22 protein-coding genes are annotated in these 22,660 nt (G+C 73.3%); 7 read left to right on the forward strand and 15 right to left on the reverse strand.

Annotated features, from left to right (window positions below; genetic code table 11):
- From AB0J24_RS05340 to AB0J24_RS05360, 5 genes are all read right to left on the reverse strand, one after another.
- Positions 1 to 1,119, reverse strand: a complete 1,119-nt coding sequence (locus AB0J24_RS05340) for a hypothetical protein (protein ID WP_358675774.1) — start codon at positions 1,117 to 1,119, stop codon at positions 1 to 3.
- A gap of 92 nt (positions 1,120 to 1,211) precedes the next feature.
- On the reverse strand, positions 1,212 to 2,783 hold the full coding sequence (gene hflX, locus AB0J24_RS05345) for a GTPase HflX (protein ID WP_358675777.1): 1,572 nt from the start codon (positions 2,781 to 2,783) through the stop codon (positions 1,212 to 1,214).
- A gap of 62 nt (positions 2,784 to 2,845) precedes the next feature.
- Positions 2,846 to 3,721 (reverse strand): diaminopimelate epimerase, encoded by an 876-nt coding sequence (dapF, locus tag AB0J24_RS05350; protein ID WP_358675779.1) that lies wholly within the window; start codon positions 3,719 to 3,721, stop codon positions 2,846 to 2,848.
- Positions 3,718 to 4,665, reverse strand: a complete 948-nt coding sequence (gene miaA / locus AB0J24_RS05355) for a tRNA (adenosine(37)-N6)-dimethylallyltransferase MiaA (RefSeq protein WP_358676435.1) — start codon at positions 4,663 to 4,665, stop codon at positions 3,718 to 3,720. The genes dapF and miaA overlap by 4 nt, the downstream gene beginning before the upstream one ends.
- The gene (locus AB0J24_RS05360) at positions 4,650 to 5,351 is read right to left on the reverse strand and encodes a hypothetical protein (protein WP_358675781.1); all 702 of its coding nucleotides are present in this window, start codon (positions 5,349 to 5,351) and stop codon (positions 4,650 to 4,652) included. The genes miaA and AB0J24_RS05360 overlap by 16 nt, the downstream gene beginning before the upstream one ends.
- Positions 5,352 to 5,714: 363 nt before the next feature.
- Between AB0J24_RS05360 and AB0J24_RS05365 the strand changes: the two genes are divergently transcribed.
- Complete coding sequence (locus AB0J24_RS05365; protein ID WP_358676438.1) at positions 5,715 to 6,968, forward strand: DUF349 domain-containing protein; 1,254 nt, start codon at positions 5,715 to 5,717, stop codon at positions 6,966 to 6,968.
- 20 nt (positions 6,969 to 6,988) lie between these two features.
- On the opposite strand, the gene AB0J24_RS05370 is transcribed toward AB0J24_RS05365, so the two are convergent.
- Positions 6,989 to 7,435: a hypothetical protein gene (locus AB0J24_RS05370; protein WP_358675783.1), complete on the reverse strand. Its 447-nt coding sequence runs from the start codon at positions 7,433 to 7,435 to the stop codon at positions 6,989 to 6,991.
- The gene (gene miaB / locus AB0J24_RS05375; RefSeq protein ID WP_358675786.1) at positions 7,432 to 8,928 is read right to left on the reverse strand and encodes a tRNA (N6-isopentenyl adenosine(37)-C2)-methylthiotransferase MiaB; all 1,497 of its coding nucleotides are present in this window, start codon (positions 8,926 to 8,928) and stop codon (positions 7,432 to 7,434) included. The genes AB0J24_RS05370 and miaB overlap by 4 nt, the downstream gene beginning before the upstream one ends.
- Before the next feature lie 63 nt (positions 8,929 to 8,991).
- On the opposite strand from miaB, the gene AB0J24_RS05380 reads away from it, so the two are divergent.
- On the forward strand, positions 8,992 to 9,960 hold the full coding sequence (locus AB0J24_RS05380; protein WP_358675789.1) for a TAXI family TRAP transporter solute-binding subunit: 969 nt from the start codon (positions 8,992 to 8,994) through the stop codon (positions 9,958 to 9,960).
- Positions 9,961 to 9,984: 24 nt separating this feature from the next.
- On the opposite strand, the gene AB0J24_RS05385 is transcribed toward AB0J24_RS05380, so the two are convergent.
- Complete coding sequence (locus AB0J24_RS05385) at positions 9,985 to 11,412, reverse strand: HAMP domain-containing sensor histidine kinase (RefSeq protein WP_358675792.1); 1,428 nt, start codon at positions 11,410 to 11,412, stop codon at positions 9,985 to 9,987.
- A 3-nt stretch (positions 11,413 to 11,415) separates the two neighbouring features.
- Positions 11,416 to 12,099 (reverse strand): response regulator transcription factor, encoded by a 684-nt coding sequence (locus AB0J24_RS05390; RefSeq protein WP_358675795.1) that lies wholly within the window; start codon positions 12,097 to 12,099, stop codon positions 11,416 to 11,418.
- A 133-nt stretch (positions 12,100 to 12,232) separates the two neighbouring features.
- Here AB0J24_RS05390 and gluA point away from each other — a divergent pair, with 133 nt between their 5' ends.
- The 4 genes from gluA to AB0J24_RS05410 all read left to right on the forward strand — a co-directional run bounded on the left by gluA (position 12,233) and on the right by AB0J24_RS05410 (position 15,593).
- Positions 12,233 to 12,961: a glutamate ABC transporter ATP-binding protein GluA gene (gene gluA, locus AB0J24_RS05395; protein ID WP_358676440.1), complete on the forward strand. Its 729-nt coding sequence runs from the start codon at positions 12,233 to 12,235 to the stop codon at positions 12,959 to 12,961.
- A 104-nt stretch (positions 12,962 to 13,065) separates the two neighbouring features.
- A complete protein-coding gene (locus tag AB0J24_RS05400; RefSeq protein ID WP_358675798.1) occupies positions 13,066 to 13,950 on the forward strand; it encodes a glutamate ABC transporter substrate-binding protein in 885 nt (294 codons plus the stop codon).
- A 79-nt stretch (positions 13,951 to 14,029) separates the two neighbouring features.
- Positions 14,030 to 14,677, forward strand: a complete 648-nt coding sequence (locus tag AB0J24_RS05405; RefSeq protein ID WP_358675801.1) for an amino acid ABC transporter permease — start codon at positions 14,030 to 14,032, stop codon at positions 14,675 to 14,677.
- Between the two features lie 55 nt (positions 14,678 to 14,732).
- The gene (locus AB0J24_RS05410) at positions 14,733 to 15,593 is read left to right on the forward strand and encodes an amino acid ABC transporter permease (protein ID WP_358675804.1); all 861 of its coding nucleotides are present in this window, start codon (positions 14,733 to 14,735) and stop codon (positions 15,591 to 15,593) included.
- 38 nt (positions 15,594 to 15,631) lie between these two features.
- Here AB0J24_RS05410 and AB0J24_RS05415 read toward each other — a convergent pair whose 3' ends face one another.
- The 4 genes from AB0J24_RS05415 to AB0J24_RS05430 form a co-directional block, all read right to left on the reverse strand.
- Entirely contained in the window at positions 15,632 to 16,360 is a 729-nt protein-coding gene (locus tag AB0J24_RS05415) for an AAA family ATPase (RefSeq protein ID WP_358675807.1), read from the reverse strand.
- An 86-nt stretch (positions 16,361 to 16,446) separates the two neighbouring features.
- Entirely contained in the window at positions 16,447 to 18,450 is a 2,004-nt protein-coding gene (locus AB0J24_RS05420; protein ID WP_358675809.1) for a prolyl oligopeptidase family serine peptidase, read from the reverse strand.
- Between the two features lie 83 nt (positions 18,451 to 18,533).
- Positions 18,534 to 18,860 carry a hypothetical protein gene (locus tag AB0J24_RS05425; RefSeq protein ID WP_358675812.1) on the reverse strand — a complete coding sequence of 109 codons (327 nt, stop codon included), beginning with the start codon at positions 18,858 to 18,860 and terminating at the stop codon, positions 18,534 to 18,536.
- An 18-nt stretch (positions 18,861 to 18,878) separates the two neighbouring features.
- Positions 18,879 to 19,556 carry an alpha/beta hydrolase gene (locus AB0J24_RS05430; protein ID WP_358675815.1) on the reverse strand — a complete coding sequence of 226 codons (678 nt, stop codon included), beginning with the start codon at positions 19,554 to 19,556 and terminating at the stop codon, positions 18,879 to 18,881.
- A 90-nt stretch (positions 19,557 to 19,646) separates the two neighbouring features.
- Between AB0J24_RS05430 and AB0J24_RS05435 the strand changes: the two genes are divergently transcribed.
- Positions 19,647 to 19,898 (forward strand): hypothetical protein, encoded by a 252-nt coding sequence (locus tag AB0J24_RS05435; RefSeq protein WP_358675817.1) that lies wholly within the window; start codon positions 19,647 to 19,649, stop codon positions 19,896 to 19,898.
- Positions 19,899 to 19,968: 70 nt separating this feature from the next.
- On the opposite strand, the gene AB0J24_RS05440 is transcribed toward AB0J24_RS05435, so the two are convergent.
- Positions 19,969 to 20,745, reverse strand: coding sequence for a succinate dehydrogenase/fumarate reductase iron-sulfur subunit (locus AB0J24_RS05440; RefSeq protein ID WP_358675820.1), 777 nt, complete (start codon positions 20,743 to 20,745; stop codon positions 19,969 to 19,971).
- On the reverse strand, positions 20,742 to 22,658 hold the full coding sequence (locus AB0J24_RS05445) for a fumarate reductase/succinate dehydrogenase flavoprotein subunit (protein ID WP_358676441.1): 1,917 nt from the start codon (positions 22,656 to 22,658) through the stop codon (positions 20,742 to 20,744). The genes AB0J24_RS05440 and AB0J24_RS05445 overlap by 4 nt, the downstream gene beginning before the upstream one ends.
- Positions 22,659 to 22,660 lie beyond the last annotated feature (2 nt).

Here is a 22,660-nt window from a genome sequence, read left to right on the forward strand (position 1 = left end):
TCACCGCCTGCGGCGACCGCGCCGTGTCCGGCCGTGCAGTGCCCGGCCGTGCAGTGCCCGGCCGTGCAGTGCCCGGCCGTGCAGTGCCATTGCCCCGATACCGGCGACCAGCACCCCGGCCACGGCCGCGGTACCGGCCGCAGCGGGCAGCCACGGCGGGACGGCGCGGACGTCCGGCGCCTCCGTCGGCTGAGCCACGACCGGAGCCCCCGGCGCCGTCGCGGCGGCGACCGCACCGCGGACCTCCCGGATGCCCGCCGCGGCCGATCCTCGGGCCTCGGTGGCGGAGTGCAACGTCCCACGACCGTCCAGCGCGACCGCCTCCCCCTGCGGTTCACCGGGCAACGGCACCTGCATCGGGGCCCCGCGCAGCGCCTCGACCAGATCGTCCCCGGTGACCGCGCCGTCGGGCAGCGGGAACAGCCAGGCGTCGGTGTATGTCCGCAGGACCGCGGCCCGCCCACCGTGCGCCGCGCGCGGCCCGACCGTGCCTCCGGTGATCGTCCGGGTACCGACCGCGCCCAACGGGCCGCCGCTCGTCGCCGAGTACGGCAGGACGACGTCGGCGACCCGCTCCAGCTCCACCGCGCGTTGCCCGGTGAGCCGGCCCACCGGGCGGTACACCCCGGCCGCCCCGGTGGTCTTGTCCACGATCAGCGGGGTCCCGTCGTCGGCGACGAGCACCGCCTCGGCGTCCCGCGGACCGTCCGGGTAGACGAGGTCGTAGCTGCGGGGCGGTCCACCGAAGGGCAGCACGACCAGGCGTACCGACTCGCGACGAGCCGTGTTGTCACCGATGTCGGCGACCCAGAGATCGCCGTCCGGCGCCGAACCGAGGTCCTCGACGTCGACGACCTGCACCGGCGCGCTCCGCTCCCCCGTCACGGCACAACCGGTCGGGTCCAGTGTGAACACCTGCGCGCGGCCGCCGCCGTCGACGATCGCGTGGTACCGCTGCGGCGCCCCGCCCGGGGCGCCGTCGGCGACCAGCCCGGAGATCTCGGCCAGCCGCGGGTCGGCGATCGTGCAGACCGGTGTCGGCTCCGGCAGCGCCACCGGTCCGGGCGCACCGCGTGGCTGCGCCGCGGCGGGTGCGCCGGCGACCGCGAGGGCGAGCACCGCGGCCAGCAGCGGCGCCGCGGCCCGAGCGGGCGCCGTCCGGCCGCGACCGCCGCCCTGCCCGCTGCGGGATCCGGTCGGGAACGGCCGGGTCAGCGCCCCGCCGCCGTCGCCGGCAGGTCCGGGTCGGCGACCAGGCCGGGACCGGCCGCCGCGTCGGCACCGTCACCGGCACGGACAGCCGCACGGGTGTCGGGACCGGCACCGTCACCGGCACGGAAAGCCGCACGGGTGTCGGCACCGGCACCGGTCGGGCCCCCGGCCACGGCGAACGGCAGCACCGCGGTGCCCAGCTCCGGCCCGATCCGGGCACGGATCCGGGTGCCCTCGGGGATGTGCTCCTCGGTCAGCACCTCGCCCTCGTCGTGCAGGCGGGCGACCAGCGCTCCCTCGGTGTAGGGCAGCAGCACCTCGACGTCGTACTCCGGGCGGGGCAGCAGGCCTGCGATCCGTTCCCGGAGCAGGTCCACGCCCTCACCGCGGTGCGCGGAGACGAACACCGCGTCGGGCTGCGCGTGCCGCAACCGGGCCAGCGCCAGGTCTCCCGCGGCGTCGGTCTTGTTCACCACGAGCAGCTCGGTCGGCATGCTGCCGCCCTGCTCCTCGCCGATCTCCACCAGGACCTTCCGCACCGCGGCGATCTGGTCACCGGGCAGCGGATCGGAACCGTCGACCACGTGCACCAGCAGGTCGGCCTGCGCGGCCTCCTCCAGCGTCGACCGGAACGCCTCGATCAGCTGGTGCGGGAGGTGCCGGACGAAACCGACGGTGTCGGTCAAGGTGTAGACCCGCCCGTCCGGTGTCTCGGTCCGGCGGGTGGTCGGGTCCAGGGTCGCGAACAGTGCGTCCTCGACCAGCACTCCGGCGTCGGTGAGCCGGTTGAGCAGGCTGGACTTGCCGGCGTTGGTGTAACCGACGATCGCGACCGACGGGACCTCGTTGCGCCTGCGGTTGCCACGCTGGGTCCGGCGGACCTGGCGCATCGCGCTGATCTCGCGGCGCAGCTTCGACATGCGCGCGCGGATGCGGCGGCGGTCGAGCTCGATCTTCGTCTCACCGGGGCCGCGGCCGCCGATCCCGACACCGCCCGCGGCGCGACCGCCGACCTGCCGGGACAGTGCCTCACCCCAGCCGCGCAGTCGGGGCAGCAGGTACGACAGCTGGGCCAGCTCGACCTGCGCCTTGCCGTCCCGCGAGCGGGCGTGCTGGGCGAAGATGTCGAGGATGAGCGCGGTCCGGTCGATCACCTTGACCTTGAGCCGCTCCTCGAGCTGGCGGAGCTGGCCGGGCGACAGCTCCCCGTCGCAGATCACCGTGTCGGCCTCCGCTGCGCGCACCGCGAGGCCGAGCTCGTCGACCTTGCCGGAGCCGATGAACGTCGCGGGGTCGGGCGTCGAGCGGCGCTGCACCAGCCCGTCGAGCACCTCCGAGCCCGCCGTCTCGGCGAGCCGGGCCAGCTCGGCGAGCGAGGCTTCCGCCTGCTCGGCGGACCCTTCGGTCCAGACACCGACCAGCACCACCCGTTCGAGGCGCAGGCGACGGTACTCGACCTCGGTGACGTCGGTGAGTTCGGTGGACAGGCCGCTGATCCGGCGGAGCGACGAGCGCTCCTCCAGCTCGAGTTCACCGGTGGACGGGCTGGCGGGCGTGTGAGCTTCAGTCATCTTGCCCTCGAGTGTCCCACGTACCGGGAGTCGCTGTCCGGTCCGTTTCGCCGGGCGGGTCGTCACCCGGCCGGCGAGTCCCACCAGCCGCGGTCCAGCTCACCGCTGGCGAGCAGCACGGCCGGTCCGTGCAGCACGGTGGCACCGGTGCGGGTGTCCGATCCCGCCTCGACGGTGACCCGCAGCTCCCCGCCGGGGGTGTCGACCCGCACGTCACCCGTGGTGTGCCCGGCGGCGCGCAGCGCGGCCACGGCGGCGGCGACCGTCCCGGTCCCGCAGGCCCGGGTCTCCCCCACGCCGCGCTCGTGCACCCGCATCCGGATCCGGCCGCCGTGGGCGGGGCCCGCCAGCGGGGTCAGGAACTCGACGTTGACGCCGTGGGGGAACACGTCCGGGTCGTGCACCGGTGCCCGGGTGAGGTCCAGCGCGTCCGGGTCGGCGGAGACGACGCAGGCCAGGTGCGGGTTACCGACGTCGAGCACCAGCCCGTCGAACCGGGCGGTCCCGCTGGTCGCGACCGACGCCGGCCCGATCGTGACCGGGCCCATCTCCACCGACACCCCGCCGTCGGAGACGGTGGCGGTCCGCACGCCGGCCCGGGTGCCGATCGCGCCGCCGCCGGGCGCCCAGCCGCGCTCGTGCAGGTAGCGCGCGAAGACCCGCACGCCGTTGCCGCACATCTCGGCGATCGAGCCGTCACCGTTGCGGTAGTCCATGAACCACTCGACACCGGGGACCGGCTCCGGGACCGTCTCGTCACCGGCCAACTTCGCCCACCGCACCACCCGCAGCACGCCGTCGGCGCCGAGGCCCCGGTGCCGGTCGCAGATCGCCGCCACCCGCTGCGGGGTGAGGTCGAGCGCGGCATCGGGGTCGGGCAGCACGACGAAGTCGTTCTGCGTGCCGTGCCCCTTGGTGAACGCGATGCCGCCGGTCATGACACCAGCCTACGAGCCAGCACCGACAACGCGTCCGCGGCCGGGTCGGGCCCGGACCCGTCGATCCAGTGGATGCGCCGGTCACGACGGAACCAGGACCGCTGACGGCGCACGAACCTGCGGGTCGCCTGCACGGTCTCCGCCCGGACCCGTTCCCGCTCGTCGGGGCCCAGCTCGGGGCCGGACCGTTCGAACGCCTCGAGGACCTGCCGGTAGCCCAGTGCCCGGGACGCGGTGCGGCCGCGTGCGAGCCCGGCCGGGAGCAGCCCCCGGGTCTCGTCGACGAGGCCGTCGTCGAGCATCCGGTCGACCCGGCGGGCGACCCGCTCGTCGAGCTCGTCGACCCCGCGGTCGACGCCGAGCAGGACGGCGTCGTAGCGCGGTGTGCCGGTGGTGGGCAGCGTCGCCCGGAACGGGCGCCCGGTCAGCGCGATCACCTCCAGCGCCCGGACGATCCGGCGCCCGTTCGACGGCAGCACCTCGGCCGCCGCCGCCGGGTCCACCTCGGCCAGCCGCCGGTGCAGCACGCCGGGTCCGAGCCGGTCCAGCTCGTCCTGCAGCTCGGCGCGCAGGTCGGGATCGGTGCCCGGGAACTCCATCTCGTCGAGCACCGCCTGCACGTACAGCCCGGAGCCGCCGACCAGGACCGGGGTCCGCCCCGCGGCGCGCAACCGCTCGACCACGGCGCGCGCCTCCCGCTGGTAGGCCGCGACCGACGCGGACTCGGTCACGTCGAGCACGTCCAGCTGGTGGTGCGGGACGCCGCGACGCTCGGCGGGCGTCAGCTTCGCGGTGCCGATGTCCATGCCCCGGTAGAGCTGCATGGCGTCGGCGTTGACCACCTCGCCGCCGAGCGCGAGCGCGATCTCCAGCCCGAGATCGGACTTGCCGGTGGCGGTGGGACCGACGACGGCGACCAGGCCCGGTGTCACGCCGGTTCCCAGAACGCCACGTGGTACGCGACGCCGTAGGGCGCGTCGGAGAACCGGTGGCTCGCGGTCCACCCCCGGCCGGCCGCCGCACCTGCCAGCACCTGCCACGGCGCGCGTCCGGCGGCCCACAGCTCGGCGGCGACCACCGGGTCGAGGCCGGCCAGCGCGTCCGGGTCGGCGCGGTCCAGGGCGTCGGCGACGGCGGCGTCGAACGGCTCGGCGCGCTCGTCGAATCCGCCGGGTGCGGTCGCGGTGTGCTTGGCCGACCCGTCGCCGACGATCAGCAGCCCGATGTCCCCGCCGGCCAGTCCGGCGCCCAGGGCCAGGCAGTCGGTCACCGGCGAGTCGGGTGCGACGAGCTCACCGTGCACCGACCGGACACCGGAACCGGCGGCTGCCCAGGCGGCCACCAGCAGCGGCAGCGGCAGCTCGGCGCCCTCGTCCGGGCCCCCCGTACCGGGCAGCTGCACCGGCACGTCGCGTCCGTAGCCGGCGAACGTCCCCCGGGTGCCGGGGGCCACCGAACGCCGCCCGCCCGGGTCGGCACCGACGGCGATCCACTCCGGGGCGGCGGCCGCCAGCGCCGCGACGACCTCGCGGACCGCTGCCCGGACCGCCTCGGCCCCGGCTGCGGCCGCCCCGCTCAGCTCCGGGACGAGCAGCGGCGGCTGAGGGACGAGTGCGATCGCGGCGGGCACGGCGTCCGAGCCTAACGACCCGTCCACCGGGGCCGGCCCCTGGGCGGTGTGATCACCGGGCCGTCACCGGCCGGGGGCTCTGCGGTTCCCCCGGAGGCGGTTCACCTGCTTGAATCGCGTCTCCGACCTCTCTCCGTGGCGAGGAGTTCGGCGCGCGTACGGCCCCGCCCGCACACGGACGGGGCGCCCGCCGGTGATCCGGCAGGCCGAACGAGGAGGACTCAACCGGTGCCCGAGACCAACGCCGCCACACCCGGACGACCGGGACCGCCCCCGGCCGGGCCTGCCCCGAAGCCGGGCCCGCCAGTGGCCGGCCGACCCGGCCCGCCGCCCGGGGCGACCGGGACGCCCGCCGCGGCACCGGTGCCGCCGCCGGCCGCCCTGCCCTCCCCCGTCCCGTCCGCGTCGGCGGATCCGGGCCGGTGGGGCCGCGCCGACGAGGACGGCACCATCCACCTGATCACCCCGGACGGCGAGCGCGTGGTCGGTTCCTACCAGGCCGGGCCGCCGGCCGAGGGCCTGGAGCACTACGCGAAGCGGTTCGACGCCCAGGTCACCGAGACCGAGGTGCTGGCCGCCCGGATCGCCGCCGGCGGGGATCCCAAGGCGTCGCTGACCGCGCTGCGGACGCTGCTCGACGGGCTCGACGACGCCCCGGTGGTCGGTGACGTCGCCGCGCTGCGGTCCCGGCTGGTGGAGCTCGTCGCGCGCGCCGAGCAGGGCGTCGCGGCGGCTCGTGAGGAGCGCGAACGGGCCCGGGCGGACGCGGTGGCCCGCAAGGAGTCGCTGGTCGTCGAGGCGGAGAAGCTCGCCGAGGAGTCCACGCAGTGGAAGCAGGCCGGGGACCGGTTCAAGGCGATCCTCGACGAGTGGCGCACCATCAAGGGAGTCGAGCGCAAGACCGACGAGCAGCTGTGGCGCCGCTACTCCAAGGCGCGCGAGGTGTTCAACCGGCGCCGCGGCTCGCACTTCGCCGACCTGGACCGGCAGCGGGTGAGTGCCAAGAGCCGCAAGGAGGAGCTGGCCGCGCAGGCCGAGGCGCTCGCCGAGTCCGAGGAGTGGGCCTCGACGGCTGCCGCGTACCGGGACCTGATGGCCGAGTGGAAGGCCGCCGGGCGGGCGCACCGTGAGGCCGACGACGCGCTGTGGGCCCGGTTCCGCGGCGCCCAGGACCGGTTCTTCGCCCGGCGCAACGAGTACTTCGCGGCCCGTGACTCCGAGTTCGCCGCGAACGCGGAGGCCAAGAAGGCGCTGCTCGCCGAGGCCGAGAAGATCGACCTGTCGGACCCGGACTCCGCCCGGGCCGCGCTGCGCGCGGTCCAGGAGCGGTGGGAGGAGATCGGCAAGGTCCCGCGCGAGGAGATCCGTTCCCTCGAGGGCAGGCTGCGCGGCATCGAGGAGAAGGTCGCCGAGGCCGCCGACGCGAAGTGGCGCCGGACCGATCCGGAGGCCCAGGCCAGGGTCGAGCAGTTCCGGGTGCGGGTCGAGCAGTTCGAGGCGCAGGCGGAGAAGGCCGAGGTGGCCGGTGACCGCAGGCGCGCCGAGCAGGCCCGCGCGCAGGCCACCCAGTGGCGGGAGTGGCTGGAGGCGGCCGAACGGTCGGTCAACGAACGCTGACCGGCCCGGGCGGGGGCCGCTCACGTGCGCGAGAGCGCCGCCCCGGCCCACACGAAGGTCAGCACCACGATCGCGAGCACACCCAGGACCAGCCCGATCCCGGGCCCCGGCGCCGCACCCGTCTGCAGCGACCAGATCGCCCACAGCCCGGTCACCGAGGTGACACCGCTGCCGAACGCGGCCAGCCAGGCCAGCACCCACAGCCGGGTCAGCAGCGCCGCGGAGGAGACGACGATCGCGAACGTGGTCATCGTGTAGGAGAAGAACGTCGGGAACCCGGCACCGGCGTCGGTGGCCATGACCTGCCAGCCCGATGCTCCCGCCACCCATGGCAACAGCAGCGAGGCGACGGCCGCCACCACGCCCACGGCGATCACCATCGCCCGGCTGCCGGGATCGATCCGGCGCATCGCGGCGCGGCCGATCCCGTCGATCTCGGCACGGGTCTGCGGGGACACGTCGCTCATCGGGAACCTCCGGAGGTGGTGACGGGCACCCCGCAACCGGCGGCCGGCGCAGGTTCCGCGGCCGGCTTCCCGAACACGGGCAGCCCCAACGTGGTGGGCACGCCGGCGGGCCGGGTGCCGGCCTCGGACGCGTCGCCCGCCCGGGTGCGACGGTGGGCCAGCACGCCGCCGTCGGCGACGAGATGGTGCGGCGCCCCGCGGTCGATCACGACGGTGACCACGTCGCCCGGCCGGATCCCGGCCGTCGCACCGGGGGCGAAGTGCACCAGCCGCCCGTCGCGGGCCCGGCCGGTGAGCCGGCTGGTCGCGCCGTCCTTTCGACCTTCGCCGCTGGACACCAGCAGTTCGACCTCGCGACCCTCCTGCGCGCGGTTCTCCGCCCAGGAGATCTCCTCCTGCAGCGCGACGAGCCGCTCGTAGCGCTCCTGGACGACGGCCTTCGGCAGCTGCCCGTCCATGTCGGCGGCCGGGGTGCCGGGCCGCGGCGAGTACTGGAAGGTGAACGCCTGGGCGAACCGGGCCTCCCGCACCACGTCGAGCGTGGCGGCGAAGTCCTGCTCGGTCTCACCGGGGAAGCCCACGATGATGTCGGTGGAGATCGCGGCGTGCGGGATCGACTCGCGCACCTCGGCGAGGATCCGCAGGAACCGCGACGACCGGTAGGAGCGGCGCATCCGGCGGAGCACGTCGTCCGAACCGGACTGCAGCGGCATGTGCAGTTGCGGGCAGACGTTCGGGGTCTGCGCCATCGCCGCGATCACGTCGGAGGTGAAGTCGCGCGGGTGCGGGCTGGTGAACCGGACCCGCTCCAGCCCCTCGACCTCCCCGCAGGCCCGCAGGAGCTTCGAGAACGCCTGCCGGTCCCCCATGTCCGCCCCGTAGGCGTTCACGTTCTGGCCGAGCAGGGTCACCTCGAGGACCCCGTCCGCAGCGAGCGCCTGCACCTCGGCCAGCACGTCGCCGGGGCGCCGGTCGCGCTCCTTGCCACGCAGGGCGGGCACGATGCAGAACGTGCAGGTGTTGTTGCAGCCCACCGAGATGGAGACCCATCCGGCGTAGGCGGACTCGCGCCGCGCCGGCAACGTCGAGGGGAAGACCTCGAGCGCCTCGGCGATCTCGACCTGCGCGGCGTCGTTGTGCCGGGCCCGGTCCAGCAGGGTGGGCAACGCGTGCACGTTGTGCGTGCCGAACACGACGTCCACCCACGGTGCCCGACGGGTGATCGTCTCCCGGTCCTTCTGGGCGAGGCACCCGCCGACCGCGATCTGCATGTCCGGATTCGCCAGCTTGCGCGGTCGCAGGTGCCCGAGGTTGCCGTAGAGCTTGTTGTCCGCGTTCTCCCGGACCGCGCAGGTGTTGAACACGACGACGTCGGCGGCGTCGGGATCCTCGGCCCTGGCGTACCCGGCCCCCTCCAGGAGACCGGCCATCCGCTCGGAGTCGTGCACGTTCATCTGACACCCGTAGGTGCGCACGGTGTAGCTGCGGCTCACCCCTGCGAGGGTATGCCTCACCCCGGCCCACCTGCTGCGCGGGGTTTCGCCGATGATGGACCGGTGCCCCCGGGTCCGGACGTGCTCCCCCGCCGCGCGCTGCTGCGCACGGGGCTGGCCGCGGGCCTCGTGCTGGGTGCCGGCGGAGCCTGCACCGGCGGGCCGCCGTCACCGGAGCTGGTGATCGCCGGCGGGGTGCAGCCGGGTGTCTACATCAACCTGGCCCGGTCGCTCGCCGCGATCTGGCAGGAGCGACTCGGACTCGACCGGCCCCCGCGGGTGCTCGACACGGCGGGCAGCGGGCAGAACATGCAGCTGCTGACCGGTGGTGCCGCGACGGTGGCGATCAGTCAGGTCGACGTGGCGGCCGAGGTCGCCGGCGCGGCGACCGGCCCGGACGAGCCGATGGCGCTGGCCCGGCTCTACGACGACGTCACCCACGTCGTCGTCCGCCGGGACTCCGGCCTGGCCCGGTTGTCCGATCTGCGCGGGCGCCGGGTGTCGATCGGTCCGGACGGCAGCGGTTACCAGCCGATCGCGCTGCGACTGTTGCGGGCGGCCGGGCTCGACCCCTCCGTGCTCGCGGACCCCGTCGAGCTGGGCCTCCCGGACGCCGTCACCGCGCTGCGCGAGGACCGGATCGACGCGTTCTTCTGGTCCGGCGGCGTCCCCACCGACGGCATCCGGGAGCTCGCCGCCCGAACTCCGATCCGGTTGCTGGAACTGGGCGACGCGCTCGACCGCACCCGCGAGGAGTTCCCGGTGTACTCGCTGGCGACCGTTCCGGCGAACACCTACGGCCTGCCCGGCCCGGTGGCCTGCCTGTCGGTCCGCAACGCTCTTCTGGTGCGGGCCGCGATGCCCGACGACCTGGCGGAGTCGCTGATCCGGGCGGCGTTCGACGCCCAGCCACGGGTCGCCGAGGCCAGTCCGGCCGCGGTCACGATCGACTCCCGGTCGGCGATCGGTACCCAGCCGGTCCCGCTGCACCCCGGCGCCGTGCGGTTCTACCGCTCCACCAAGGGCTACTGAGCAGCCCTGCGCCGCCCGGCCGCCCTAGTGGTCCGGTGGCGGCTCCGGCGGATCCAGCCACAACGTCACCCGCAGTCCACCGCCGCGCGCCGGATCGAGCACCAGCACCCCGCCCGCCGCGGCCGCGGTGCGGGCGGCGATCGCCAGGCCCAGGCCGCTGCCCTCCAGGTTGACCTGGCCGGGGGCCCGCCAGAACCGGTCGGTGGCCCGGGCCCGGTCCTCGGCGGACATGCCCGGGCCGCCGTCGACGACGCTCACCCCGACCCGCCCGTCCGACCGCCGGGTCGCCACCCGCACCCGTCCGCCGGACGGGGTGTACTTGAGCGCGTTGTCGAGCACCGCATCCAGGATCGTCTCCAGGCCCGCCGGGTCGATCCGGGCGCGCAGCCCGTGCGGCCCGCTGCGGCGCAGCTCGACGCCGGTGTGGTCGGCCAGCGGCCGCCAGTTCTCCACCCGGTCGTCGACGACGGCGTCGAGCTCGGTGACCGCGTCCGGGTCCCCGGTCTCGGCCGCCCGTTCCGCCCTGGCCAGTGCGAGCAGGCCGTCCAGCACCCGGGACAGGCGCTCGGCCTCCTCCATCGCCGCCAGGTGGTCGTCGGCCGCCCCCGGCGCCACCTGGCCGTCCAGGTTGGACAGCCGCAGACGCAGCGCGGTGAGCGGGTTGCGGAGCTGGTGCGAGGCGTCGGCGACGAACGCACGCTGCCCGGCGATCGCCTCCCGCACGGTGGTCGACATCCGGTCGAACGAGCCGGCCAGCGATCGCAGCTCGGGCGGCCCGGTCCGCCGGGTCGGCTGCTCGGGGGGCCCGCCGGCCAGGACCGCGGTGCCGATCCGGTCCATCGCCTCGTCCAGCCTGCGGACCGGGCGCAGCACCCACGCGGTGAGCGGCAGCGCCACCAGCGTCCCGGCGAGCAGTGCCAGCACGGCGGCGCCCGCGACCACCGACCAGGTACCGACCTGCCCGGCGCGCAGCGCGTCGGTCGGCGACACCGTCATCACGGCGCCGACCACCTCGCCGTCGACGAGCACCGGTTCGGCGAGCACGATCGGCGTGTCGTTCCAGGGCATGAGCAGCGGGTAGGGCGCCGAGCGTCGACCGGCCAGCGCCACCGTCAGCCGCTCGGCCGGCTCCCCGGTCAGCTCCGGCAGGCGCTGCGTCGGCCGGGAGGCCGCGAGGAGCTCACCGGACCGGTCGAACGCGAGCACGGCGACGCCGTACACCTCGTCGTAGCGGGTGATCTCGGCGGCGAACGCCGTCGTGGCCGACCGGCCCTCCGGGGACTCGATCAGCGGTCGCTGCGCGGCGGAGGCGAACGAGATGGTGTCGGTGAGCCGGTCGGTGAAGACCTCCTCCTGGCTGCGCTGCGAGTCGGTGAGCGCCAGCGGCACCCCGAGCCCGACGGCGAGCAGGCCGACCAGCACCAGGACGACCAGCAGCAACCTGCTCCGCACGGATCAGTCCTCGGTGGCCGCGAACCGGTAGCCGACCCCGCGCACGGTCCGGATCAGCTCCGGGCGGCCGAGCTTGGTGCGCAGGGTGGCGACGTGCACGTCGAGGGTCCGGTTCGCCCCGGCCCAGCCGCGCCCCCACACCTCGGAGACGATCTGTGCCCGGGTGCAGACCGCGCCGTCGGCGCGCGCGAGCAGCGCGAGCACCTGGAACTCCTTGCGGGTGAGCACGACCTCCTGCCCGGCCACGGTGACCTCGTGCCGTTCCGGGTCGAGGTGGACGTCCCCGACCGTCACCGGGGCGGCCCCGGCCGGGGACACGCTGCCGTCGGCGCCGACCTTGCGACGGCGCTGCACTGCGTGCACCCGGGCGACGAGCTCACCGATGTCGTAGGGCTTGACCAGGTAGTCGTCGGCACCGGTGTGCAGGCCGGCGATCCGGTCCGACACCTCACCGCGGGCCGTCACCATCAGCACCGGGACCTCGCTGACCGCGCGGATCGCCCGGCACACGTCGAGCCCGTCGGCGTCGGGCAGACCCAGGTCGAGCAGCACGACGTCCACCCCGTCGAGGTGCTCGACGACGCCGCGGCCGTGGTCGAGCCGGGTCGTGGTCATGCCGTGCCGGTGCAGGGCGGGGCGCAGGGCCGCGGCCACCCGGTCGTCGTCCTCGATCAGCAGGATGTGCACCCGCGACACCCCTTCCGTTACGTGGCCGAGACCCTAAAGCTTCCTCAAGCTGGTGGACTCACCTGTCCGTTCCGTCCAGGCTCTCGCCATGTCCGGAGGCAGCATGAGCAGCACGCCCGCGTCCAGCACCCCGATGGTCCGGATGACCGGGGTGCAGAAGCACTTCGGCGACCTCCACGTGCTCCGCGACATCGAGCTGGAGGTCGCGCGGGGTGAGGTCGTGGTCGTGCTCGGCCCCTCCGGGTCCGGCAAGTCCACACTCTGCCGGACGATCAACCGGCTGGAGCCGATCGACACCGGAACGATCGAGATCGACGGCACCGCACTGCCGGCGGAGGGCAAGGCGCTGGCCGGTCTGCGGGCCGACGTCGGCATGGTGTTCCAGTCGTTCAACCTGTTCGCCCACAAGACGATCCTCGACAACGTCACGCTCGGCCCACTGAAGGTCCGGAAGGTGTCGAAGGCCGAGGCGGAAAAGACGGCGCTGGCCCTGCTGGAGCGGGTCGGGATCGCCAACCAACGCGACAAGTACCCGGCCCAGCTCTCCGGTGGCCAGCAGCAGCGCGCGGCGATCGCCCGGGCGCTGGCGATGAAGCCGAAGGTGATGCTCTTCGACGAGCCCACCTCGGCGCTCGACCCGGAGATGGTCAACGAGGTGCTGGACACGATGACCTCGCTGGCCAAGGAGGGGATGACGATGGTCGTCGTCACCCACGAGATGGGCTTCGCCCGCCGGGCCGCGCACCGTGTGGTGTTCATGAGCGACGGCCAGATCGTCGAGGACTCCACCCCGGACGACTTCTTCTCCAATCCACGCAGCGACCGCGCGAAGGACTTCCTGGGCAAGATCCTCAGCCACTGAGGAACCGGCCACCGAGAATCGGCCGACCGAGATCGGCAACTGACGTACGCACCGTCGCGCGAGGCGCGGCACCCGGACCGTTCCCGAACGACTGGAGATCCACCATGAAGAGAACCCGCATGCTGGTGGCGGCCGCCCTGGCCACCGCCCTGGCGCTGGCCGGTTGCGGCCAGGAGGGCGCCCCGGGCGCCCAGGGATCCGGTTTCGAGCCGACCGTCGCCGAGAACGTCACGGTCGAGGGTTCACCGACCTTCGACGCGATGCAGCAGCGCGGTCGCGTCGTCATCGGGGTCCGCGACGACCAGCCCGGCCTCGGTTTCCAGGACGCCACCACCGGCGACTTCTCCGGTTTCGACATCGACATCGCCCGCATGGTCGCGGGTGGCCTCGGCTTCTCGCCGGACCAGATCGACTACCGGGTGGTGCCGTCCGCGGCGCGCGAGGACGTCATCGAGCGCGGCGAGATCGACTACATGGTCGGCACCTACACGATCAACGACAACCGCAAGCAGCGCGTCGGGTTCGCCGGCCCGTACTACGTCGCCGGACAGAGCCTGCTGGTGCGCGCCGACGACACCGAGATCACCGGGCCGGACACGCTCCAGGGCAAGATCGTCTGCTCGGTCACCGGCTCGACCCCGATCCAGCGCGTGCGCGACGAGGGCCTGACCGACCGGATCGTCGAGTTCCAGACCTACTCGCAGTGCGTGGACCAGCTCAACAACAACCAGGTCGACGCCGTCACCACCGACGACGCGATCCTGCTCGGCTTCGCCTCGCAGAACCCGGAGCAGCTGAAGGTCGTCGGCGAGACGTTCTCCGACGAGCCCTACGGCATCGGCCTCCCGCGTGACGACGAGGCGTTCCGCAACAAGGTCAACGACCTGCTCCAGGCCTCGTTCGACGACGGCACCTGGCAGACCATCTACGACGGCACGCTGGGCGCCTCGGGCACCCCGGGCACCCCGCCGGCTCTCGACCGGTACTGACCCGTCCGCCTGGTCCGGCCGCGGCGCATCCTCGCCGCGGCCGGGCCGTGCTCGCCGCTGAGGGAAGGAGCGCACCGCGATGAACGTCCTGCTGGACAACCTGGATCTCTACATCCGTGGGTTCGGGGGCACACTCGCGTTGTTCGTGGTGGCCGCGATCGGGTCGCTGATCCTGGGCACCCTTCTCGCAGCGATGCGGGTCAGCCCGGTGCCCGCGCTGCGCGGGTTCGGCACCGCCTACGTCACGGTCCTGCGGAACACGCCGCTGACGTTGGTGCTGTTCTTCTTCGCCTTCGCCTATCCGCGACTGGAACTGGTGGAGCTGTCGTTCTTCACACTGGCGTCGATCGGGCTGACCCTCTACACCGCCGCGTTCGTCTGCGAGGTCGTGCGGTCGGGCGTGAACACGGTGCCGGTCGGCCAGGCCGAGGCCTCGCGTGCGCTCGGCTTCACCTTCGCCCAGACCCTCGGCCACGTCGTCCTCCCGCAGGCGATGCGCGCCGTCGTCCCGCCGATGACGAACGTCCAGATCGCGTTGCTCAAGAACACCACGATCGCCTCCGGATTCGCGGTGTTCCAGGCGGGCAGCATCTACGCCAACCTGTCCGAGCGGGGCTACAACGTGCTGGTCGGGCTGCTGTGGGTGGCGCTGTTCTTCGTCGTCCTGGTGGTCCCGCTGACGATCCTGCAGCGCCGTCTCGACGAGCGCTGGAGCCCGTCGCGATGACCTCCGTCCGACCGCACCGTCCCGCCTCGCCCGCCCGGTTCCCGGAGGTGCTCCGATGAGCTCGGTCCTCTACGACGTCCCCGGCCCGGCCGCCCGGGCCCGCAACCGCACGATCGGGATCGTCGGTGTCGCGGCGCTGGTCGCACTGCTCGGGTTCGTCCTGTGGCGCTTCTACGACTCCGGAGCGTTCGCGCCCCGGATGTGGGAGTGGATCACCTACATCAACATCCAGTACCTGCTGCTCGAGGCGCTCTGGAACACCATCCGCGCCTTCCTGGTGGCGGCGGTCCTCTCGCTGCTCTTCGGAGCGGTGTTCGCCGCCGGGCGGTTGTCCGACCACACGCTCGTCAGCGTCCCGGCGACGGCGGTCGTGGAGTTCTTCCGGGCCGTCCCACTGCTGATCCTGATCTTCATCCTGTACTTCGGGATGTCGCAGGGACTGGGCATCGACATCTCCGCGTTCTGGGCGGTCGTCATCGGCCTGATGCTCTACAACGGCTCGGTGCTCGCCGAGGTGTTCCGGGCCGGCGTCAACGCGGTGCCCCGCGGCCAGCGGGAGGCCGCCTACGCGCTGGGTCTGCGCAAGACCCAGGTGATGACGAACGTGCTGCTCCCGCAGGCCGTCCGCTCGATGCTGCCGACGATCCTGTCCCAGCTCGTGGTGGTCCTGAAGGACACCGCGCTCGGGTTCATCATCCTGTACCCGGAGCTGCTCTACCAGGCGCGCTTCCTGGGCAGCCAGAACCAGCTGGGCGCACCGATCCTGCAGGTCGCGATCGTGATCGCGGTCATCTACATCGGGCTGTGCCTGATCCTGTCCGGGATCTCCCGGCTGGTCGAGAAGCGGCTCACGAAGGGCCCGGCGGCCCGGACCACCGACACCGGACAGGTCGGGGCGACCGCCGGGGCGCTCTGAGACCGGTGGCCGGTGTGCCGGCCGGACGGACCCGGCCCTCAGCCCAGGTGGCGCAGGAAGGCCTGCGGGTCGTCCAGGAACGCCCGGGTGAGACTGACCGGGGTGGCGTCGTCGTAGGAGACGGCACGGAGGCCGTCATCGGTGAGTTCCAGGATCCTCGCGCCGGGCAGCGCCAGCAGCACCGGTGAGTGGGTGGCGACGACGAACTGGCTGCCCTGCGCGGTCAGGTCGGCGATCCGCTGCAGTACCGCCAGGGCGCCGGTCAGCGACAGCGCGGCCTCCGGTTCGTCGAGCAGGTAGAGCCCGCGCGGCCCGAACCGGTGGGTCAGCAGCGCGAGGAACGACTCGCCGTGGCTGCGCTCGTGCCCGGACCCGCCGTAGGCCGGCAACAGCGGCTGGATCTTGTCGAGCCGTTCCACCTCGGACGCCACGTTGTAGTAGGACTCGGCGCGCAGGAAGAAGCTGGTCCTCTCCCGGCCCGGGCGCCGGGTCACCCGCAGGTACCGCCCGAGATCGGACTCGCTGGCCCGGGTCGCGAAGGCGAAGGACTTCGAGCCGCCCTCCGGGTTGAGGCCCAGCGCCACCGCCAGGCCCTCGACCAGCGTCGACTTGCCGGATCCGTTCTCGCCGACCAGGAACGTGACGCCGGGACGCAGCACCATGCCGTGCTCGCGCAGCCACCGGACCACCGGCAGGCCGAACGGGTACTCCTCGACCGGTGCCTCCGGGTCCAGCCCGACCCGGGCGACGAAGTGCCCTGCCCCCACCGGTCCGCCTCCCCGCCCGCCGAGATGCAGCTCAGCGGGCCGTGAAGATCAGCAATTCCCGCTGAGCTGCATCTCGGCGCGACCGGTCAGAGGTTCTCGATCCGGACGGGTTCGATGTGCTCGTCCGGCGGAAGGGTGAAACCGAAGATCCTGGCGTAGAACGCCAGCTCCGCGTCGAGCGCCCGGCGGATGTTCTCCGCCTTCCGGAAGCCGTGCTGCTCGCCGGCGAACAACAGGTAGGCGACCGGGACCCCGCGGGAGCGCAGCGCCTCGACGATCATCTCGGACTGGTTGGGCGGGACGATCGCATCCTCGTCGCCCTGCAGCACGATCAGCGGCGTGGAGAACTTCTCGACGTGGGTGAGCGGCGACCGCTCGGTGTAGACGTCGCGGGCCTGCGGGTAGGGCCCGACCAGACCGTCGAGGTAGCGGGACTCGAACTTGTGCGTCTCCCGGGCCAGCGCCTCCAGGTCGGCAACGCCGAAATGGTCGGCGCCCGCGGCGAACGGGGTGTCGTCCCGGGCCAGCGCCGCGAGAGTGGTGAAGCCGCCCGCCGAGCCGCCGCGGATCGCGAGCCGGTCCGGGTCGACCCGGCCGGCCTCGGCGAGGGAGCGGGCCGCGGCCAGGCAGTCGGCGACGTCGACGATCCCCCAGGCCCCCTTGAGCTCCTCCCGGTAGGCGCGGCCGTAACCGGTGGAGCCGCCGTAGTCGACGTCGACGACACCGAAACCGCGGCTCGTCCAGTACTGGACGCCGACGTTCAGCACCGGCGCCGCCGAACCGGTCGGGCCGCCGTGGATCACCACCAGCAGCGGCGGCAGCTCCCCCTCCGGCGCGTCGTGCGCGCCGAGCGGCGGGTAGTAGAGCCCGTAGCCGGTGCGCGGCTCACCCGCCCGGTCGACCGAGCGGAACCGGATCGACTCGGGCACCGAGATCGTCTCCGGGTGCAGTCCGAGGTCACGCGGCGCCCGCAGGACCTGCATCCCCACCGCACCGGGCTCACCGGCCGCCGCGGGTGCCGGGACGACCCGGTGCACCCCGGGCTCGGCGGTCGGGCTCCCGGCGACGCACACCACGGCGTGCGGGCCGTCGGCGCGCACCGAGCCGATCACCGAGAACGGCGTCTCCAGCTCGGTGATCGTGCCGCTGGTCTCGCGCACGGCGAGCGCGTCGAAGCCGTTCGACGACCGCGCGAAGACGATGCGGCCGTCGTCGAGGACGGCGTAGCGGGACCCGCCGAGCACCCAGCCGGGGACGCCGATCTCGGCGTCGATCCTGATCACCGACTCGATGTCGGTGCCGGGCAGCCAGCGGTAGAGGTTCCACCACCCGGTGCGGTCGGACAGGAACGTCAGCGAACCGTCGGACTGCCACTGCGGCTCGGTGACCGACTCCCCCGGCCCACCGGCCACGACCGTGTCGGTGCCGGTGGTCAGATCGCGGACGGTGAGCTCGACGTCGTCCCAGGGCATCGACGGGTGGTTCCACGACAGCCATGCCAGGGTCGATCCGTCCGGTGAGATCCGCGGCGCCGCGACGAAGTCCGGGCCGGTGACCAGCACCTCCGGCACCGACATCGAGCGTGCGTCCAGGCGGACGATCTCGTTGACGACGTCGGTCGCCGGGCACCCTTCCGACGGGTGGTGCTCGCGGACCGCGACCATCCAGGAGCCGTCCGGGGCGACGTCGCCGTCGGCGTAGCGGTCCCCGCGCGGCACCGCAGGATCCGGGGTCAACGGCACCGGCTCAGCACCGCGCTCCAGGCGGTACAGCCGCTGGTCGGCCCACTCGACGTAGAAGACCGTTCCGGGGCTGCCCTCGTGCAACCACCACGCGCCACCGCCGTACTCGTGCACGGCGGTGCGGGCGTTGGCCCCGGCGGGCAGCAGGTCCGTGCGGGTGCCGTCGTCGGAGCGACGCACCAGCTGCACCCGGCCGCCCTCGGCCGCCCGGCCCTCCGCCCAGATCACACCGGTCCCCTCGGCTCCCGGCGCGCCGTCCGGCCGGACCTCGCCGAGCCGCACCGCGGCCGTCACCACCAGTTCGGACGTGACCGGTGTCGGCCACGACCCGTACCCCGAGATCGTCACGGCCCCACGCTAGTACCTCGTCGCGGAACGCCCGAGGCGGACGAGCGAGCGGGACCGGACGCGACGCGCCGTCCGTCCGCGGGTCAGCGGCCGGCCGCCGCGTCGCGCAGCAGCCGGGCGGCCGTCGGCAGCGATCCGGGCCGCAACACCGGGAACAGCCCCAGCGCCCCGCGCATCCCGACCCACCACCGGACCTGCCCGTCGACCCGCAGGACGCCGACCGCCGGTGCCCGGCAGTCGGCGACCGCGGCGGGCAGGTTCGGGTAGATCTCGGCGAGGCGCGGTTCGCGGCAGGACCGGGCGCGCACCCGCACGGTCAGGCAACCGGGCAGCTCGCGGGCGATCCGTGAGCACGGGGCGCAGGCCGCGTCGTGCACGAGCACGATCTCCCGGATCCGCGTGCGGGCCATCCGGACATCATCGCGCCCTCAGCCCGCAGTCAGCGCGGCGGCCAGCTCCACCGGGTGCGACAGCATCGGATGGTGCGCCCCGGGCACCATCTCCGGGACGACCCCGCGCAGTCGGCGGGCGACGACGGTCCGCATCAACGACGGTGGGAGGAACCGGTCCTCGCGGCACAGCAGGAAACGCGTGCGGACCTCGGGCCAGCGCACCCGTGGCCACGGCTGCTCGAAGGCCGCCACCGACTGCGGGCGCTCGTGCCGCAGCGCCTCGTTCGCGGTCCGTTCGGCGACGTCGTGGTAGAAGAGCGCGATCACGTCGTCGGGGTCCAGGCCGAATCGCGCGGTGTGCTCGGCGAGCGCGGTGTCGTGGCCGGTCGCCGTCCACCATCCGGCGCCGGACTCACCCGGAACCGGCACCATCGCCGTGACCAGCACCAGCTCACGGACGTCGAGGCGGTCGCACACCAGCGGCGCGGTGAACCCGCCGAACGAGTGTCCGACGACGACCAGGTCGTCCACCGGCCCGTCCGCCTGCACCGCGTCGGCGACGGCGTCGGCGTAGTCGTCCAGGCCCGCCCCGTCGTCGTCGCACGGCAGGTCGACCGGGAGGGCGCGGTGCCCGAGCACGGCGAGCCTGCGGGCCACCGGGCCCCAGTACCAGCTGTCGGTTCCGGCGCCGGGTACCAACGCGTAGGTGGTCATGCCCCTCCGACCGCTCGTCGCCCACGTTCTCATCGGTGCCGTCCACCGGACACCCCGGTACCGTCGGAGCCCCGCCACCGAGGAGGTCCGATGCACGACCCCGCTCAACCGCCCCCGCTGCCGGAGAACCGCGAGCCCGCCGTGACCGACTACACCGACGACGGCGTCCCGACCTTCGAGTTCGTCCGCGACCGGATCGAGGGCCGGGCCGCCACCGCCGCCGCGGCGGAAGAGCTCGCCGGTGGCGACGAGAAGGCCCGCGAGGCGGAGGACGCGTTCGCCGACCGGGAGCGCAGGGCTGCCGACCGGCTGGCCGAGATCCGCCGGTCGATGGGCCGCTGACCGGTCGCGCGCTCCACCTGCCGGGTTGGCGCCCCGGAGGCGCGCCGCGGCGCACCCCCGGGGCTCGTGCTCAGCTACCGGACCGGCGGAAGATCTTGTCCCCCAGCCAGACCAGCGGGTCGTACTTGCGGTCGACCGCGCGCTCCTTCATCGGGATCAACGCGTTGTCGGTGATCTTGATGTGCTCCGGACACACCTCGGTGCAGCACTTGGTGATGTTGCAGTAGCCCAGCCCGTGCTCCTCCTGTGCCTCGGCGGCCCGGTTGCCGTGCGCGTCGAGCGGGTGCATGTCGAGCTCGGCGGTCCGCATCAGGTACCGCGGCCCGGCGAACACCTCCTTGTTCTCCTCGTGGTCGCGGACCACGTGGCAGGTGTTCTGGCACAGGTAGCACTCGATGCACTTGCGGAACTCCTGGCTCCGCTCCACGTCGACCTGCTGCATCCGGTACTCCCCCGGCTCCAGCCCCTCCGGCGGGGCGAACGAGGGGATCTCCCGGGCCTTCGTGTAGTTGAACGACACGTCGGTCACCAGGTCGCGGACCACCGGGAACGCACGCAGCGGGGTGACCGTGACGATCTCGCTCTCGTCGAAGGTGTTCATCCTGGTCATGCAGAGCAGCCGCGGCCGCCCGTTGATCTCCGCGGAGCAGGAGCCGCACTTGCCGGCCTTGCAGTTCCAGCGGACGGCGAGGTCGTTCGCCTCGGTGGCCTGCAGCCGGTGGATGATGTCGAGCACGACCTCGCCCTCGTTGACCTCCACCGGGTAGTCGACGAGCCCGCCGCCGGTGTCGTCACCGCGCCAGACCCGGAAGTGCTGGAGGTGGGTGCTCTTCTCCGTGCTGGTCATGCCTGGTCCTCCCCGGCTCGGTGCCCGCCCAGCTCGTCGCCGGTGTAGTACTTCTTCAGCTCGTCGAGCTCGAACAGGTCGAACAGGTCCGGCCGCATCGGGACCTGCTCCTTGCGGGTGAGCTCGATCGGCGTGTCACTGCCCTCGCCGCCCTCGGTCATCGAGCAGACCAGCAGCACCCGCCGCCAGTCCGAGTCCATCACCGGGAAGTCGTCACGGGTGTGCCCGCCGCGCGACTCCTGTCGTTCCAGGGCCGCCTTCCCGACGCACAGCGACACCAGCAGCATGTTCCGCAGGTCCAGCGCGAGGTGCCAGCCCGGGTTGAACCGCCGGTGCCCCTCCACCGAGACGGTGCGGGTCCGGGTGGCGATGTCCTCCAGCTTCGTGAGGGCGAGCTCCATCTCCTCGCCCTTGCGGATGATGCCGACCAGCTCGTGCATCGTCTTCTGCAGCTCCTGCTGCACCACGAACGGGTTCTCCCCGCCGTCGGTGGAGGTGGAGAAGGGCAGCAGCGCGCGCTCGAGGGCCTCCTCGACGTCGGACTCCCGCACCGCCGGACGGCCGCGGTCGGCGTGCCGGGCGGCGTGCAGCCCGGCCCGGCGGCCGAACACCAGCAGGTCGGACAGCGAGTTCCCGCCGAGCCGGTTGGAGCCGTGCATCCCGCCGGCGACCTCGCCGGCAGCGAACAACCCCGGTACCCGCGACATCGCGGTGTCCGGCTCGACCTCGACCCCGCCCATCACGTAGTGGCAGGTCGGGCCGACCTCCATCGGCTCGGACGTGATGTCGACGTCGGCCAGCTCCTTGAACTGGTGGTGCATCGACGGCAGCCGCTTGAGGATCTCCTCGGGCTTGAGCCGGGTGGAGACGTCGAGGTAGACACCGCCGTGCGGGGTGCCCCGGCCGGCCTTCACCTCGGAGTTGATCGCACGGGCCACCTCGTCGCGGGGCAGCAGCTCGGGCGGTCGCCGGTTGTTGTCCGGATCGGTGTACCAGCGGTCGCCCTCCTCCTCCGAGGTCGCGTACTGGTCCTTGAACACGTCCGGGATGTAGTCGAACATGAACCGGGTGCCCTCGGAGTTGCGCAGCACGCCGCCGTCACCGCGGACCGACTCGGTGACCAGGATCCCCTTCACCGACGGCGGCCAGACCATCCCGGTCGGGTGGAACTGCAGGAACTCCATGTTGATCAGCGTCGCGCCCGCGCGGAGCGCCAGCGCGTGACCGTCACCGGTGTACTCCCAGGAGTTCGAGGTGACCGAGTAGCTCTTCCCGACCCCGCCGGTGGCGAGCACGATCGCCGGGGCGTCGAACCGGACGAACCGGCCGTCGTTGCGGAAGTAGCCGAAGCACCCCGAGATGGAACCGTCGGTGGTGAACAGCTCGGTGATCGTGCACTCGTGGAACACCCGGATCCGGGACTCGTGGTCGCCGGTCTCGGCGAAGTCCTCCTGCTGCAGCGAGACCACCTTCTGCTGCAGGGTGCGGATCAGTTCCAGCCCGGTGCGGTCACCGACGTGCGCCAGCCGCGGGTAGGTGTGCCCGCCGAAGTTGCGCTGGCTGATCTTCCCGTCCGCGGTGCGGTCGAACAGCGCACCGTAGGTCTCCAGCTCCCAGACCCGGTCCGGTGCCTCGGTCGCGTGCAGCTCGGCCATCCGCCAGTTGTTGAGGAACTTGCCGCCGCGCATGGTGTCGCGGAAGTGCACCGCCCAGTTGTCGTTCGGGTTGGCGTTGCCCATCGACGCCGCGCAGCCGCCCTCGGCCATCACGGTGTGCGCCTTGCCGAACAGCGACTTGGAGATGATCGCGGTGCGCTTGCCCTGCAGGCGGGCCTCGATGGCGGCCCGCAGGCCCGCCCCGCCCGCCCCGATGACGACGACGTCGTAGTCGTGCCGCTCGATCTGCTCGTCCATGT

It is taken from the genome of Pseudonocardia sp. NPDC049635, from assembly GCF_040659795.1.
Lineage (GTDB): Bacteria > Actinomycetota > Actinomycetes > Mycobacteriales > Pseudonocardiaceae > Pseudonocardia.

Bases quoted from the DNA above. Each gene is read 5' to 3' on its own strand.
- AB0J24_RS05445 (WP_358676441.1), bottom strand. From the start codon at position 22,658: ATGGACGAGCAGATCGAGCGGCACGACTACGACGTCGTCGTCATCGGG.
- AB0J24_RS05405 (WP_358675801.1), top strand. From the start codon at position 14,030: ATGAACGTCCTGCTGGACAACCTGGATCTCTACATCCGTGGGTTCGGG.
- AB0J24_RS05400 (WP_358675798.1), top strand. From the start codon at position 13,066: ATGAAGAGAACCCGCATGCTGGTGGCGGCCGCCCTGGCCACCGCCCTG.
- gluA (WP_358676440.1), top strand. From the start codon at position 12,233: ATGGTCCGGATGACCGGGGTGCAGAAGCACTTCGGCGACCTCCACGTG.
- AB0J24_RS05430 (WP_358675815.1), bottom strand. From the start codon at position 19,556: ATGACCACCTACGCGTTGGTACCCGGCGCCGGAACCGACAGCTGGTAC.
- AB0J24_RS05440 (WP_358675820.1), bottom strand. From the start codon at position 20,745: ATGACCAGCACGGAGAAGAGCACCCACCTCCAGCACTTCCGGGTCTGG.
- hflX (WP_358675777.1), bottom strand. From the start codon at position 2,783: ATGACTGAAGCTCACACGCCCGCCAGCCCGTCCACCGGTGAACTCGAG.
- AB0J24_RS05370 (WP_358675783.1), bottom strand. From the start codon at position 7,435: ATGAGCGACGTGTCCCCGCAGACCCGTGCCGAGATCGACGGGATCGGC.
- AB0J24_RS05425 (WP_358675812.1), bottom strand. From the start codon at position 18,860: ATGGCCCGCACGCGGATCCGGGAGATCGTGCTCGTGCACGACGCGGCC.
- AB0J24_RS05435 (WP_358675817.1), top strand. From the start codon at position 19,647: ATGCACGACCCCGCTCAACCGCCCCCGCTGCCGGAGAACCGCGAGCCC.
- dapF (WP_358675779.1), bottom strand. From the start codon at position 3,721: ATGACCGGCGGCATCGCGTTCACCAAGGGGCACGGCACGCAGAACGAC.
- AB0J24_RS05410 (WP_358675804.1), top strand. From the start codon at position 14,733: ATGAGCTCGGTCCTCTACGACGTCCCCGGCCCGGCCGCCCGGGCCCGC.